The following is a 15,907-nucleotide window of genomic DNA, read 5'->3' as shown; positions in this document are numbered from 1 at the left end:
ATGCTGTAGATTTATGGTGACCTTTGTAGTGTTATAAATGAACAATACAAATGAAAACGGCTATAGTTAATATCCAACACTTATTGAGAATGAATGCTGTAGTACAGCAAGTCATTTTCATTTTAATACTGCTTCTTTGTTTATTTCCTATTATTTCTGCGCCTGTTGCTTTAGTATTAGGTTTGGTTATAGCCAATGTATCTGGGCATCCATTTTTACATTTAAATCATAAAGCAACCAATATATTGCTGCAGGTTTCAGTTGTGGGATTGGGGTTTGGTATGAATGTCAATAGTGCTGTTGCTGCAGGAAAGGAAGGTTTTGTTTTTACGATTGGTTCCATTATAGCAACCATAACTTTGGGTACTTTATTCGGGAAATGGTTTAAAATTCAAAGGAAAACATCCCATCTTATTTCTTGCGGAACTGCTATTTGTGGAGGAAGTGCCATTGCTGCAATTGCTCCTGTGATACAATCGGATGAAAAGCAGACTTCTATTGCATTGGGAGTTATATTTATTCTTAATTCAATTGCTCTGTTTGCATTTCCTTTGATTGGACACTGGTTGAATATGTCGCAAAACGATTTTGGTTTGTGGTGTGCTATTGCAATTCACGATACTAGTTCAGTGGTTGGAGCTGCCAATAAATATGGTACAGAAGCCTTGCAAGTAGCCACAACGGTAAAATTAGCCAGAGCTTTGTGGATTATTCCTGTTGCTTTGATTACAGCAGTGGTTTTTAAGAATAAAACTAGCAAACTGAAGATTCCTTATTTTATTGGATTGTTTATTTTGGCTATGATTTGCAATACTTATTTTTCTCCTGTTGCCAGTGTAGCTCCTCATTTGGTTTCTTTCGCGAAAACGGGGCTTACGGTTACTTTATTTTTGATAGGAGCAGGGCTGAACCGTTCTGTTTTGAAATCGGTGGGGTTAATGCCTTTATTGCAAGGGGTATTGCTTTGGGTAACAATTGCGATTGGTAGTTTAGTGGCAATTTTATATTTTTAAAAAGGTTTTTTCTTGCGTTTAATGGCAATAAAATGCAATCGGATGTAATCATAGTAAAGTGCAATCAATAGAAAAGAAGCGGCAACAAATAATGTTTTTAAATCCAAATACCCGTACATCAATCCACCAACAAAACAACCCAGAAAGAAGAAAGATATGATGGAAAGTCTCAGGTAAATACTGGTTTTTAAGGCTTTTCGTTCCTCGGGTTTTTTATAGAAAAACAATTGGGACAATTCAATTCCTAAATCGGTAAAGAGTCCTGTTAAGTGTGTTGTTCGAACGGTTGATTGAGAAATTTTGGTTACCAATGCGTTTTGGATTCCCATGGCAAAAAGTAGACCAAAGGCAATCCATTTTCCATCCAATAAATTGAAATCGCCTTGCATACCGAAAAGACCCAGAGTAATCAAAATTAGAAATTCTATTGCTATTGCCGGCAGATGAGAAAGGTCTTGTTTCCTTTCGGAAACCAATTCTGCTAAAAAATTAGATGTAAAAGCTCCAGCCAAAAAGAATAGGGTGTAGATTAAAAAAATAATGGCGGCTTGATAATCGTGTTTGGTTACCTCTTCGGCAAAAAAAGCAAAATGACCTGTAACATTTGTAGTCAATGTCTTTACCGACAAAACGCCTGTTATATTTACGATACCTGCCACAAATGATAATAATGTAGCAAGACGTAGATTATGTTTAGAAGTTCTGCTTTTGCCTTGATGTCTAAACATTTTAATTTATTTTCTTTGGATTAACATAAATTTAAACTCAAATCTGGTAAATTATCTTTAAAAAAAATACTTTTGTACTTCAATTAAATAAATATAATGAAAAATTTTAAATTTAAACCTACATTCATTACTTTTTCGGTAATTAGTATTGCTTTCGTTACTTTGTCTTGGGGGATTTTTGGTCACGAGCACATTAATAATGCTGCTGTGATGGCATTGCCAAAGCCTTTGCAAACTTTCTTTTACAATCATGTTGATTTTATAACCCAAGAATCAACGGTTCCTGATTTACGGAAATATACTTTACGTGATAAAGCAGAAAATCCTCGTCATTTTATGGATATGGAGAATTTTGGGGAGGTAGAATCTATTCCTTTGCCTTTTGATGAGGTAAAGAAAAAGTACGATGAGAAATTTTTATCTGATAATGGAATTTTGCCTTGGTATATTCAGGAAGTAATGGCTAAATTGACAAAAGCTTTCAAAGATAAAAGAAAAACCGAAATTTTGTTTCTAGCGGCCGATTTGGCACATTATATAGGTGATGCAAACATGCCTTTGCATACCGCTGTCAATCATGACGGACAGCTTACCAATCAAAAAGGGATTCATTCTTTGTGGGAATCTCGTCTTCCTGAAATGTTTGGTAAAACCTATAGTTTTTATACCGGAGAAGCTAAATATGTTGACAATGTTGAAAAAGCGACTTGGGCTATGATCAAAGACACACATAGTCAAGTTGAGCCACTTTTATTAATTGATAGAAAATTGCGTGAAACTTTTACTGCAGAGACTATGTATGAAAAGGATGAGAAAGGAAATATTGCCAAAAACAAGTTCGGTGATTTGATTTATTCCAAAGAATATGCAACCCAACTTCACGCTGCCTTGAACGGAATGGTGGAAAGCCAAATGCGAAAAGCAATTGTTGCGACCACTAATTTTTGGTATACTGCTTGGGTAAATGCAGGAAAACCAAATTTGGATAATATGGATTCCAAAGAGTTGACCAATCGCAATAAGAAGAATTTAAAAAACGATTTGAAACTTTGGAAAACGGGAAAGCTTTTTGGTTTGGAAAGTGAAAATGATTTTAATTAGTCTGCAATTTAGAATAAATAGTAAAGCCTGTAAATTAAGTTTTACAGGCTTTTTTTGTGTTTCTAAGAATTGAAAATTGAACTATGAAATTTATTTCAGTAGCTGGTAGTTTTTCTTCTTCAATATATCGGAGGCTGTTTGATAAAACGCAATGGTTTCATTAACAAGATCAGTTCTTTCTTTGATTAAAGGAACTTGATCATAATAGATTTGAAAATCCGACATCGGTTTTTGATCCGGTTTTAAAGACAATTGAAACTGTTTTACAGTTTGTTTTGGCGAAAGGATAGTCAAGACATTGTCTTTTATTAATCCCAAATCCTGATAAGTTGCAATTAATGCTCTTGGTTTGTAATCCGGTTTCAAAACATCCTGCCCGTAAAATTTACTTTTATAATCAAAATGCAACAATCCAAAAAGCGTTGGCATAACATCTATTTGAGACATTACATTCGTATACTTTTGAGGCTGAATAAACCCGGGGCTATAAATCATAGCAGGAATTCTGTATTTGTCTACAGGAAGTTCAGTTTTACCAGCGCTCGAAGCACAATGGTCAGCAAGAATAACAAATACAGTGTTTTTGTACCAAGGCTGTTTACTGGCCATTTCAAAGAATTTTCTCAAAGCATAATCTGTATATTTTACACCACCATCACGAGATTTTACATCACCTGGAATATCGATTTTATTGTTTGGATAAGTAAAAGGTCTGTGATTACTTACGGTCATCCAATGATTAAAAAAGGGCTTGCCTGATTTTGCTTCATCATTCATCACTTTTATGGCTTTATTGGCCATGTCTTCATCGCAAACACCCCAAATATTGGCAAATGTAACTTCTTCGGGAGTGAAAGATTTTTTATCGACTATATCATACCCATTTCCTGTAAAAAAGTCTTCCATATTGTCAAAAAAAGCATCTCCACCGTAAAGGAATTTAACATTGTATCCCCTTTGTTTAAAAAGTGCTCCTGTAGAAAATTTGTTTTTATTGTCTTTTCGTTTTACGACACTTTCTCCAGCTGTAGGAGGGAAGCACAAAGTTACCGCTTCAAGACCGCGAACAGTTCTGTTTCCTACGGCGTACAAATTGGTAAATAATAAACTTTTTTGGGCAAGATTGTCTAAAAATGGAGTGATGTTTTGATCATTTCCATACATTTTCATGAAATCGGCGCTGTAACTTTCTATAGTAATTAATACCACATTTTTTGGAGTTTCGGCAGTATTACTTGTAATTGACCTTAAACTTGATACCCCAGAAATAGAAGGAATCTCTTTTCCTAACAAAGCAAAAGCTTCTTTTTCGGGTAGCGTTTTATAAAACTTAAAATAATCCAATTCACTGTTCATAAAAGCCAAATAGAAACGATACATTCCGTTAGCCTGCAATTCATTGGTGAAAACATTTTGAGAGTTTTCTTTTTTAGCTAAAGAAGGAATAGCCAAAAAGGAAAGCCCAAATAATGAAAGATATACTCCGGACAGTTTTAATTTATCGCCAAAAGTTGGAATTACATCAATATAGTGTCTTGTTTTTTTAATAATGAAATAAGTCACTGTCCCTGCAATTAAAAACAATCCTGAAAATAAGGGAATTACAGGGTAAGACTCCATAATGTTTCCAATTACCTCATTGGTGTAAACCAAATAATTTACAGCTATAAAATTGTATTTAACACCAAATTCGTTCCAAAAGAAGTATTCGCTAATTCCGTTTTGCAATATTAAGACAACATATATAAACATCACAAAAGTGAATAACCAAAATCTGATTTGGCTTCTATATTTGGGTAAAAAAAGCAAAAGACCGAAAAGCAAAGTTTTAATACCGACGAAAATCATTCCGATTTTGGGTAAGGCTCCACCGTATTCGTTCAGAACGGTTTTCCCAGAGGCAATATAGAGGAAAAATGCTACCAAAAATCCAAAAATAATGTAGCCATATGGTTTGTAATATTTGGAATTGGATATAAAAATTAGATACAACCACAAGAAACCAGTTGCTATTATAAATACAAAGGCATCCGAAAGCAGTCCTAACAGAAAAATTTTTAAACTATCGACAAAAGAAAAAGAGGTTTGTGTAATGGGATGGAAAACCAAAACGATTCTTAAAACAAAGCTTACAAGGATATAAAAAAGAGCGAGGTTATAAAAAGGAGAAAACTTTTTTAAAAAATTCATAAAGTATTATTTTTTTTGCAAAAGTAAAGAAATGAATCTAAAATGATATTTATTTAACAATTCTTTGATTCTCAAATTTGACTTAAGGTCGATGTCTATTCTATTTTTTTGGATTTCTAAGCGTATTAAAAAACTATGCAGAGTGTTTTTTGGTTATATTCTTAATTAATTAGTATTAATAAAGCATAAAGTTTAAAATTTTAACCATAAAAAAACATAATCATTTTTTTTAATTCATATCATTATAAAATAGTATTATATATTGATGATTTATTGTTATATATTTTCTTATAAAATATTAAAATTTGTAGTGAAAGTCTCTTGATATTCAAGAAATTAAAAAAAACAAATCTATAGCATTATGAAAAAAATGAATTTAAATTTTAAAAAGGCAAAAGTAAGCATTGCATTTTTAGTGTTAATTGGATTATTATTTATGACAGGTTGTGAAAAAACGGACACAAATGAAGGAGCAGTAGCTGCAACAGAAGTTTCAACGGCTACTAAAGGTTTAACAGCAAAAACAGCTTCTACCGCTGGAGATATTGGGAATGGAGTAAACTTGCAACCTTCCTATTATAATAGTGGGAATTGTGATTTAGGATGGACTTTGATGAAACAAAATACAAAGATTAAATCGGTGCGTATTGAAGTAGAGCCAGGACAAGAAACAAATGCAAAACGTTGGATTTCCGAAGCAAAATCAAATGGATTTCAAGTTATTGTGACATATCATAAATCATCAGTTTTGGGATCAGACAGTGCTTCAGAATTATTAGCAGCAGGAACTTGGTGGAAAAATAACTACAGTTCACTTGGTGGAGGTTTTATCGTTAATCTGATGAATGAATGGGGTAGTCATAACATAACGCCATCTGCTTATGCGTCTGCTTATAATGCTGCAATTGCTCAAGTTCGTGCAGTATATAGTGGTAGCATTATAATTGATATTCCAGGTTGGGGGCAAGAAACAGCCACTGCAGCTTGTGCTGTAAAAGGATGTTCTTCTGGACAAACTAAAATAACAGATACGAAAATTATTCTTTCTGCACACATTTACCCTGGCGCTTATAATCAAGCTAAAGGGAGATATATGAACACATCTGATATAGATGATTTGGCTTCATCGGGAAGAGCTTGTATTTTGGGTGAGTTTGGTAGTATTGGCGGCTCAGGTGCTGACTGGTCTGGTATTGTTGATTATGCAAAAAACAAAGGTTGGACTATTATTGGTTGGGCATGGGCAGGAGATGGTATTGGCATGAATATGATTACACCTCAGTTCCAGTCCTATGTTAGCGGAAGTCCTAAAACATATACAAAAACTAGTTACTTTAATACGATTTACAATAAGTTGTAACAGTCAATACTTTTTTTTTATTAATTAGAACGGTCCAAAGTTTTTAAAAACTTTAGACTGTTTTTTTTTTTTTTTTTGAAATAGTACATCCAACCTTAAGATTACATTCTTAAATTTGACTTAAGACCCATTTGTTCATACAATTAAACAGTTTTTTTTGAGTTAAATTTGTGGAATATTAATTGTATTTTTAAAAAAATAAAATATTGATATATGAATAGAAAAGAATTCTTTTCAAGAGTAGGCTTTGGAGCAGCGGCAGTACTTATGCCTGCATGTATTGCTGGAGTAGCAACAAGCTGTAGCAGTGATGGTTCTCCTGATTCTGGCGGGTCAACATCGGTAGTGCCTCCTCCCACTGGAGTTGATTTTAATATGGATATAAGCACGGGAGCATTGGCTGCCAATGGCGGTTATTTAGTTACCAAAGGTATTGTAATTGCAAGGACTCTTGCAGGAGATTTTCTGGCAGTATCGGCTTCTTGCACACACGAAGGTACTAATGTGAAATACAGTTCATCTGGAAATAATTTTGTTTGCCCTAATCATAATTCGCAATTCACAAATAAAGGAATTGTAACGCAAGGGCCAGCAACGGCAAATTTAAAAGAATATAATACTACATTAAACGGAAATACGCTTAGAGTTTTTTCTTAGTCAAAAATTATAAATTACTATAAATATGAAATATTTAATTTCCATCTTGTTTTTACTGACAGCAACCTTTGGATATTCTCAAAACTGGAATACCAACTTTGAAGATGTAAAAGTAAAAGCCGAAAAAGAAAATAAAAACATTTTATTGGTTTTTTCCGGCTCAGATTGGTGTGGGCCTTGTATCAAATTGGATAATGTAGTTTGGAAATCACCGGAGTTTCAAGCCGAAGCCGATAAAAGTTGGGTGATTTATAAAGCAGATTTTCCCAAGAAAAAAGCCAATAAGCTTTCAGCAGAATTGACAGAAAGCAATAATAAGTTAGCTGAAAAATACAATAAGAATGGTAGTTTTCCATTAGTCCTGCTTTTAGATAAAAAAGGAAAGATAATTGGAGTCACAGGTTTCAAAAACGTGTCAGCACAAGACTATATTAAACTTATTCATTCATTCGAAAAATAATGAAAAAAATTGTGTCCATAGGGGTTCTATTCTTTGCATTCTCATCCTTTGCGCAGATAATGCATAAGCGAAAATTATACATGTTGGGTAGTCCTTTTGAAATGACCGTTGTTGCCAAAGATACTACTGAAGCTGATATTTACATTGATATGGCAGTGGGAGAAGTAAAGAGAATCGAAAATGAAATTTCTGACTGGATTCCGACTACACCTATTTCTGAAGTGAGCAGAAATGCTGGAATAAAACCAGTAAAAGTCCCTGTTGAAGTGTTTGAATTGGTTGAAAGAGCGATTAAAGTTTCGGAAATTACTTCTGGAGCATTTGATATATCGTATGCGTCCATGGATAAAATTTGGAAGTTTGATGGCTCTATGAAAGAAATGCCAACTCCGGAAGCCATAAAAAAATCGGTTGAAAAAATTGGCTACAAGAATATTATTTTAGACAAAAAAGAACATACCATTTTTCTTAAAATGGAGGGAATGAAATTGGGGCTTGGAGGAATAGGTCAAGGTTATATTGCCGATAAAATTCACGCTTTGTTGTTGTCTAAAGGATGCAACTCAGGATTAGTAAATGTATCGGGTGATATTTTTGCATGGGGTAATCAGCCTAATGGGAAACCCTGGACTGTGGGAATTGTAAATCCGATGAATAAAAATAAAGTTTTTGCCACTTTTCCTTTAGAAAACAGCGCAGTAGAAACATCTGGAAGCTATGAGAAGTTTGTTATTTTTGATGGAAAAAGGTATTCGCATATTATAGATCCAAGAACGGGGTATCCTGCTATGGGCGTAGTAAGTGTCTCCGTATTTGCGAAACAAACGGAAATTGCAGACGCTTTGGCAACCGGAATTTTTGTTTTAGGGGTAGAAGTTGGTTTGGATTTAGTCAATCAGCTCAAAGGAGTTGAGTGCATTATTGTTGATGATAAAGGGAAAATCTTCACGTCAAAAGGTATAGATATAAAGAAATACAGTAAATAGTAACAGTATGAAAAAAGTTGCATTAGTAGTAATCGTAATTGTTTTACAGTCCTGTAATTCGGTAAAAGAATATCAAAAAGTGAATATCAATGATCCAGAAATGAAATTGGGAGCCAAAACTACAGAACGGTATGAAACTACTTTTCAAGTATATAGAGAAGCGGCGGCTGGAGCCAATGGAGGTAAGTCGGGTGGAGGTTGCGGTTGTAATTAGTTTTGTTACAACTGGAAAGAGGCTGACATGCTAAGAATCGAGTATCTAATTAGAGAGAAAATAAAATAAAATAAAAGTCATAGTTATTAACTCAGAGTCTGATTAACTCAGAATCTTAGTAACTTTTTTACCAAATAAAAGACCCAAAATGAAAATTATAAAAACATTATTTCTTTTTTTCTTTTTATTAAGTATGATTTCGTATGGTCAAGAGAAGGACACAACCGTTGTATTTAAAAAGAGAGTTTTAGAAAGTACAGAAGTTGATTTTATGGCCAGTTATTATGATCAGGACGGAACACATTCTGCTGTTTCGGGAGGAATAGGATCTGAAAAATTAAATGATTTTGCAACCAATATCATCGTGGCTATGCCATTAAATGATGATGATGTATTGACTGTAGATTTAGGTTTGTCAGCCTATTCATCCGCTTCATCAAGTAATATCAATCCTTTCAATTCTGCATCTGGTGCATCGGGAGGCGGAGGCGGTGATGATGATGATGATGATGATGATGGAAACGCTGCCGCAAATAATGCTGGGCCTACGCCTTGGCAAGCTTCATCTGGAGCTTCTGGAAATGATGAATTATTGTCGGCAGTAGCTACTTATGCACACAGTAGTGACGACAGAAATTTTATTTGGAATGCAGATGTTTCCTTTTCTAATGAATACGATTATACATCAGTGGGTTTTGGTGGTGGAGTTGCCAAGCTTTTTAATGAAAAAAATACAGAGGTTAGTATAAAAGCCAATGCTTATATCGATCAATGGAGACCGATTTATCCAACAGAACTTCACGAATATTCCATTTATGGTTCTAATTTTCAAAACCAAGGATATTTTAGTGGGATAACAATTCTGGATCAAAATGGAGTGGCTTCTACTGATTATTTGCCATCCAAATTTGCACCTGTGACTTCAGTTAATAGAAATTCGTATTCGGCTTCATTTGCTTTTTCTCAAGTATTGACTAAAAACTTCCAATTTTCTGTATTTTTTGATGTTTTGCAACAGCAAGGATTATTATCATCACCTTATCACCGAACGTATTTTGCGGATAAACCGCATTATTACATTGGACAGCCACAATATATTGATAACTATACAAGCTCAAGTAATATTGGGGTTTACGAACTCGCTGATGATATTGAAAGACTTCCCGACAATCGTTTTAAGCTGCCTATTGGAGCTCGTTTCAATTATTATATTAACGAACATTTTATTGTAAGAACTTATTACAGATATTACACCGATGATTGGGATTTAAAAGCCCATACGTTCAACATAGAAGTTCCGGTAAAACTTTCGGACAAATTAACGGCTTATCCTATGTATCGCTATTATTCTCAAACGCAAGCTAAATATTTTGCACCATATCAAACGCATTTGTCAACAGAGCAATTCTATACTTCGGATTTTGATTTATCGACTTTTTCTGCCAATCAGTATGGTTTTGGAGTTTCTTATACCGATCTTTTTACAAAAGCCCAAATTTTTTCTTTTGGGATGAAAAATATTGATTTTAGGTATAATCATTACGTCAGAAGTGATGGTTTGACAGCAAATATTGGTACTATTGGTTTTAAATTTGTATTTCAATAAAATGTGAAATGGCATGGCCGTAAATAGGTTTCAAGCACCATTGAACATATGCGAATTATATATTCCAATAAAAAAAAGTATTGTCTACATATGAAAATTCTAATTATTGAAGACGAAGTAGGGATTGCCAATTTTCTAAAACAAGGTTTAGAAGAAGAAGGCTATGATGTTGTGGTTGCCAATGATGGTAAAACAGGGCTCGAAAAGGCCCAAAGTCAAAAAATGGATATTATTTTGCTGGATTGGATTTTGCCTAAAATGTTAGGAATCGATGTATGTAGGGAAATTCGAAAAACAGATTCAAAAACGCCTATTTTGTTCTTAACTGCCAAAGATACTATTCAGGAAACGATTGAAGGTTTGAAGGCTGGTGCAAATGATTATATCAAAAAGCCGTTTAGCTTTGATGAATTGGTAGAGCGTATCAAAATCCATTTTAGAAATGAAAACCAAAATGATGTGCTTACACTTGGTAAAATTAAAATTGTTCCTTCCAAACATCAAGTGACAACTAATAATCAAGAGGTTTCACTTACGCAAAGGGAATACGAGTTGCTTAATTATTTAATAAAAAATAAAGGGAAAGTTTGTTCAAGAAACCAAATCATTACCGATGTTTGGGATATTCATTTTGAATATGATACTGGTGTTATTGATGTTTTTATGAATGCTATCCGAAAAAAACTCAATTTGAATAAAGAAGAAGATTTGATAAAAACCATTCGTGGCGTTGGATATATTGCAAACGATATAAATTAGATTAATGCTTTTATTCTCTTATAAAAACAGAATTGCCTTTAATTACATTCTCAGCACGGGACTATTGATTTCGGTAGTGTTTTGTACTATTTATGCAATCACTTTGTATAGTATCAACAAACATATCAATGATGATATACTGGAAGAATCTAGTGAATATTTGGAACAGATTAAAATCGATAGTAATAATGCCTATCTGATTCAAGTTGATCAATGGAGAGAGAGTGACAATAATAGAGTAAATGTAAATCCTGTTTTTGTTCAGTTTTTGGATAATAACAATAAATTAATTGATAAATCTCCTAATCTTAAAGGATTGCAACTTCAATTGTACAAAGACCAAAAAGACAATCTATTCGTGGATTCCTATTTGAATAAAAAACCAATCCGGCAAATCCAAATTCCACTTTTTGATAAAGACAAAAAAGTAGGTTATCTTTTTGTGGCGATGTCATTGGATGAAGCCACATTAATATTGACCAATCTTAGAAATACACTTTTTATAGCTTTCCCCTTAATTTTAGTGCTCTTGTTTTTTATAGCCAGGCTCATAGCTGGACGAAGTATTAAACCAGTAACTCTAATTACTGAAACATCAAGCAGAATTACTAAAGATAATCTGAAAGACAGAATTATTTTACCTCAAAATAAAGATGAATTATTTGTACTTTCCAAAACAATAAATGATTTACTGGATCGAATAGAAAATGCAGTCGAAAGAGAAAAACAATTCACTTCCGACGCTTCCCATGAATTAAGGACTCCTTTGACTGTTTTAAAAGGAACTTTGGAAGTTTTGGTACGAAAACCAAGAAGCCAAGCCGAATATGAAGAGAAAATTAATTTCAGTATTTCTGAAGTTAATAGGTTGAATAATTTAGTAGACCAATTGCTTTTGTTGGCCAGATTTGAAAACCAGAAACAAAGTTTGCGAATAGAGAAGATTTATTTGAATGCTATAATTCTTGATGCACTTACTTTATATTCGAGCAAAATAAAAGAAAAAAACTTAGAAATTGTCAATAATTTTGCTAAAGATTATTACATTAATTCCGATAATTATTTAGTCAGTACAATTATTAGTAATGTGATTTCAAATGCGATAAAATATTCCAACCAAAACGGCAAAATTTCTATAAATCTCTCCAAAAAAAGTGCGAAGACTATTTGTTTCATATCCGATAATGGAATTGGAATCCCAGCAACCGATTTGGATAAAATTCAAAACCCTTTTTACAGATCAAATCCTACGCTTCATCCTGAAATTAAAGGTTCTGGCTTGGGGCTTTCTATTGTGGAGCGAATCACACAATTACTTGATATTGAATTTAAAATTAAAAGTAAATTAAATAAAGGCACAGAAGTCTTTTTTGTTTTTTAAACTACAAAACGTTTCCAAAGAGATAATTAAGCGAATTTTAATTGTTTATTTTTTTTAAGTGCCTATAGATTAAGTATCTTTACTTTAGTGGAGAAATTAATAAATTATTCTATTTTAATTAAGAATTATGGATTTAAAAAAACTCAAAGAGCAATTGCAAGTTGAAGTTGATACCGCTTTTTTATATGAAAGTATTGCGTTTATTCAGGAAGATGAAAATTTAACTAAAGTGCTACAAAGTTTGGCTTCTATTGAAAAAGGACACGCCAAGCATATGTTGGATAAAGTTTTAACTTTTGATTCAACTTACAAAATGCCATTGCCTTCTTCCAAAGCAAAGTTCCAACTAAAATTGGGTAAACTGTTTGGATATAGTTCGATTATCAGTAGTTTATCAAATATTGAAAAACAATTTGCAATCAATACCTTAAAAAATAAAATTGAGAGAGGGGAGAAGTTAACCGGTTTTGAACACAACCATCTTAACATCATAGAAGCAGTAAACAATAATTCGGCATTGAATGTGTCGGGAGGTTTATTGTCCAAATTTGAAAGCCGACATAAATCGGTTGGAGGAAATGCATTGAGAGCTGCAGTTTTGGGTTCAAATGATGGATTAGTTTCCAATATGAGTTTGGTGATGGGAGTTGCTGGTGCTGCAGTTTCGAATAATACGATTTTATTAACAGGTATTGCAGGTTTATTGGCGGGAGCAATTTCGATGGCTTTGGGCGAATGGTTGTCTGTTCAAAGTTCAAGAGAATTGAATCAGCGTCAGATAGAATTGGAAACCGAAGAACTGGAAGCTTCTCCCGAAGAAGAAAAAAAAGAACTTGTTTTGCTGTATCAAGCCAAAGGAATGAATGCATTAGAAGCTCAAAAATTAGCCGATAAAGCATTCGAAAATCCTCAAACTGCCATTGATGCAATTATTACCGAAGAGTTAGGGATTGACAAAGAAGAATTGGGAGGTTCTGCTTGGGAAGCGGCGATTGCATCCTTTATTTTGTTTGCTATTGGAGCAATTATTCCTCTTTATCCGTTTATGATTTTGGATGGGAATAATGCTATTTTACTGAGCATTGCCAGTAGTGTTATTGGTCTTTTTGGAATTGGTGCAGCCATTACATTGCTAACAGGAAAGAGTATACTGTTCTCAGGTACTCGACAAGTGGCTTTTGGATTGGTAGCAGCAGCAATCACCTATGGAATAGGCTCTTTAATTGGTGTTTCTTTGGCAGGTTAACATCAGGTGTCAATGATGTAACTCGAAAGGCAAATAACTGTTGTATTTTTAACTGATGAAATTAATTAAAAACTTTAAATATTAGTATTATGAATGATGCTCACTTACACATGGTAGTAAACCATTTTCCAATTATTGGAACCATTTTTGGATTTGGAATTTTGATTGCGGGTTTAGTTTTAAAAAATAAAACACTGCAAAATACTTCATATATCCTATTTATAGTTGCCGCTATTTTTGCTGCATTTAGTATGGGAACTGGAGAAGGTGCTGAGGAATTGGTTGAGGATATGCCAAATATTGGAAAGCAAATTATTCATGAACACGAAGAATTGGCCGAAAAACTAGCTATACTACTTTATGTTTTGGGTGCTTTATCCCTAGTAGGTTTGTATTTGAATTTTAAAAATTATGCTAAAGCAAAACTACTTTCTTTCTTGATACTTGGTATTGCAACAGCTGGATTGTTTTTAGTGCAAAAAGTGGGTACTTCTGGTGGAGAAATTCGTCATACCGAAATTAGAGCGAATGCTTCTACTCTAAACAGTAAAGGAGCTGAAAAAACAACTACAGTTGAAGAAGATAAAGAAGATAACGATTGATTTAATTTTTAAAACAATTATAAAAGCCCAAAATTAGATGTTATAATAAATATCAATTTTGGGTTTTTTTGTAAAAATTAACTGATTATGAGAAAGAGTGTCGTTTTAAGGGATATTATACCTTTTGTAATTTGGTTTTCAGCAATGATTTTTATTGCAATTCTAATTGATGTTATCCTTCACTATTTTGATATTGTTTTTATTGGCAGATATTTAGGATTTTTGGGCACTTTGACTATTTTGATTTCATTCTTATATTCATTAAAAAAAAGAAAAATTATACAGTTTAGCTCTCCAAAAGTGTTATTGGATTTACATGAATATCTTGCCATTTCTGGCTCAGTAATGATTCTCGTTCATGCCGGGATTCACATTCATTCTATTTTACCTTGGCTAGCGATATTGATGTTATTGATTAATGTCTCTAGTGGTTTGGTAGGGAAATATCTTTTGTCACAAGCAAACAAAACATTGAAAGAAAGAAAATTAAATTTCGAAAATTCAGGAAAGACAGAAGATGAAATTTCTAAAGCCATTTTTTGGGACGCCACAGCTGTGGACAGAATGAAAAAATGGAGAAAAACGCACTTGCCCATTACTTATTTCTTAGGTTTGTTATCCTTGATACATATTGTTTCTGTACTTCTTTTTAATTAGTTAAAACAAAAAATAGGGATATGAAACAAAGAATATTATTTGTAATTATAACATTAATTATTGTTGCATTTGTGATTATGTTTCCTCATGAAATGTTATCGCCTGGTAATTTATATCAAGCTCATTCGGATATAGAAAATAATTGTTTTGCTTGCCATAAAGTAATTTCTGGAACCCCAAATGAAAATTGTATTTCTTGCCATAAACCTTCTGAAATTGGATTAAAAAAAGATAAAAAAGGTAATTTTGTTAGAGAGAAAAATAAAAGTTTGTTTCATGAAAAGGTAGGACATCAATCTTGTATATCTTGTCATACAGATCATAAAGAGTCAGTAATGGGAAGATCATCAGTTAAATTCGAACATTCATTATTGCCTGAAATTTATAAAAATAATTGTATAAGTTGTCATTCTAAACCCAATAATAATCTTCATAGTAGTGTTTCTAATTCATGTGTTGGTTGCCATTCAACTATTAATTGGACATCAAAAATCGAGTTTAATCATAATTTGATTCAAAAAACTGCTAGAGGCAAATGTATAAACTGTCATAAAATTCCAATGGATAATTTTCATAGTAGCACTACCAGTAATTGTGCTTTATGTCATGGTTTTAATAAATGGAATCCTTCGACTTTTAGCCATGATTTGTCTTTCCAATTAGATGAAAACCACAAAATAGATTGTAAAGTGTGTCATACAACCAATAATTTTAGGGAATATACTTGTTTTGGATGTCATGAACATTCTATTGGTAATATACGTGAAGAACATTCGGAAGAAGGGATAACTAATTTTACTAATTGTGTAAAATGCCATAAAAATGGTAGTGGAGATGAAGTTGAATCTAATGAGGGTAAAGTTAGGAGCTATATTAGCAAGGAATTAAATAATGAAAATGAAGAAAATGACGATTGATTTTTTTAATATTTGAAGTGTTGAGAAGAA

At 33.0% G+C, this 15,907-nt stretch carries 16 protein-coding genes; 14 read left to right on the top strand and 2 right to left on the bottom strand.

The window, feature by feature from the left end:
- The first annotated feature begins 50 nt into the window (after positions 1 to 50).
- Positions 51 to 1,013 (top strand): YeiH family protein, encoded by a 963-nt coding sequence (locus tag KZH69_RS08165; RefSeq protein ID WP_219316945.1) that lies wholly within the window; start codon positions 51 to 53, stop codon positions 1,011 to 1,013.
- Here KZH69_RS08165 and KZH69_RS08160 read toward each other — a convergent pair.
- Entirely contained in the window at positions 1,010 to 1,741 is a 732-nt protein-coding gene (locus KZH69_RS08160) for a YoaK family protein (protein ID WP_219316944.1), read from the bottom strand. The two genes, KZH69_RS08165 and KZH69_RS08160, sit on opposite strands and share 4 nt — an antisense overlap.
- Before the next feature lie 96 nt (positions 1,742 to 1,837).
- On the opposite strand from KZH69_RS08160, the gene KZH69_RS08155 reads away from it, so the two are divergent.
- Complete coding sequence (locus KZH69_RS08155) at positions 1,838 to 2,842, top strand: zinc dependent phospholipase C family protein (protein ID WP_219316943.1); 1,005 nt, start codon at positions 1,838 to 1,840, stop codon at positions 2,840 to 2,842.
- Between the two features lie 90 nt (positions 2,843 to 2,932).
- Here the strand turns inward: KZH69_RS08155 and KZH69_RS08150 are convergent, their stop codons facing one another.
- Positions 2,933 to 5,032, bottom strand: a complete 2,100-nt coding sequence (locus tag KZH69_RS08150) for an LTA synthase family protein (protein WP_219316942.1) — start codon at positions 5,030 to 5,032, stop codon at positions 2,933 to 2,935.
- A gap of 361 nt (positions 5,033 to 5,393) precedes the next feature.
- On the opposite strand from KZH69_RS08150, the gene KZH69_RS08145 reads away from it, so the two are divergent.
- From KZH69_RS08145 to KZH69_RS08090, 12 genes are all read left to right on the top strand, one after another.
- Positions 5,394 to 6,392 (top strand): cellulase family glycosylhydrolase, encoded by a 999-nt coding sequence (locus KZH69_RS08145; RefSeq protein ID WP_219316941.1) that lies wholly within the window; start codon positions 5,394 to 5,396, stop codon positions 6,390 to 6,392.
- Between the two features lie 213 nt (positions 6,393 to 6,605).
- The gene (locus KZH69_RS08140) at positions 6,606 to 7,049 is read left to right on the top strand and encodes a QcrA and Rieske domain-containing protein (RefSeq protein WP_219316940.1); all 444 of its coding nucleotides are present in this window, start codon (positions 6,606 to 6,608) and stop codon (positions 7,047 to 7,049) included.
- Between the two features lie 25 nt (positions 7,050 to 7,074).
- Positions 7,075 to 7,509, top strand: a complete 435-nt coding sequence (locus KZH69_RS08135) for a thioredoxin family protein (protein ID WP_219316939.1) — start codon at positions 7,075 to 7,077, stop codon at positions 7,507 to 7,509.
- Positions 7,509 to 8,495: an FAD:protein FMN transferase gene (locus tag KZH69_RS08130; RefSeq protein ID WP_219316938.1), complete on the top strand. Its 987-nt coding sequence runs from the start codon at positions 7,509 to 7,511 to the stop codon at positions 8,493 to 8,495. Before KZH69_RS08135 ends, KZH69_RS08130 begins: the two co-directional genes overlap by 1 nt.
- A 7-nt stretch (positions 8,496 to 8,502) precedes the next feature.
- Entirely contained in the window at positions 8,503 to 8,709 is a 207-nt protein-coding gene (locus KZH69_RS08125; protein ID WP_219316937.1) for a DUF4266 domain-containing protein, read from the top strand.
- Positions 8,710 to 8,857: 148 nt separating this feature from the next.
- Positions 8,858 to 10,315, top strand: coding sequence for a DUF3570 domain-containing protein (locus tag KZH69_RS08120; protein WP_219316936.1), 1,458 nt, complete (start codon positions 8,858 to 8,860; stop codon positions 10,313 to 10,315).
- A gap of 90 nt (positions 10,316 to 10,405) precedes the next feature.
- Complete coding sequence (locus KZH69_RS08115; RefSeq protein WP_219316935.1) at positions 10,406 to 11,074, top strand: response regulator transcription factor; 669 nt, start codon at positions 10,406 to 10,408, stop codon at positions 11,072 to 11,074.
- A 4-nt stretch (positions 11,075 to 11,078) separates the two neighbouring features.
- Positions 11,079 to 12,455 carry a sensor histidine kinase gene (locus KZH69_RS08110; RefSeq protein ID WP_219316934.1) on the top strand — a complete coding sequence of 459 codons (1,377 nt, stop codon included), beginning with the start codon at positions 11,079 to 11,081 and terminating at the stop codon, positions 12,453 to 12,455.
- A 127-nt stretch (positions 12,456 to 12,582) separates the two neighbouring features.
- A complete protein-coding gene (locus tag KZH69_RS08105) occupies positions 12,583 to 13,701 on the top strand; it encodes a VIT1/CCC1 transporter family protein (protein ID WP_219316933.1) in 1,119 nt (372 codons plus the stop codon).
- Positions 13,702 to 13,790: 89 nt separating this feature from the next.
- A complete protein-coding gene (locus tag KZH69_RS08100; RefSeq protein ID WP_219316932.1) occupies positions 13,791 to 14,303 on the top strand; it encodes a DUF2231 domain-containing protein in 513 nt (170 codons plus the stop codon).
- Positions 14,304 to 14,390: 87 nt separating this feature from the next.
- Complete coding sequence (locus KZH69_RS08095) at positions 14,391 to 14,960, top strand: hypothetical protein (protein WP_219316931.1); 570 nt, start codon at positions 14,391 to 14,393, stop codon at positions 14,958 to 14,960.
- 20 nt (positions 14,961 to 14,980) lie between these two features.
- Positions 14,981 to 15,877 carry a cytochrome c3 family protein gene (locus KZH69_RS08090; protein ID WP_219316930.1) on the top strand — a complete coding sequence of 299 codons (897 nt, stop codon included), beginning with the start codon at positions 14,981 to 14,983 and terminating at the stop codon, positions 15,875 to 15,877.
- The last annotated feature ends 30 nt before the right edge of the window (positions 15,878 to 15,907 follow it).

This window comes from Flavobacterium taihuense, assembly GCF_019351435.1.
Lineage (GTDB): Bacteria > Bacteroidota > Bacteroidia > Flavobacteriales > Flavobacteriaceae > Flavobacterium > Flavobacterium taihuense.
Note: the sequence above shows the minus strand (reverse complement) of the source record. Positions and strands in the feature narration are given on the sequence as shown.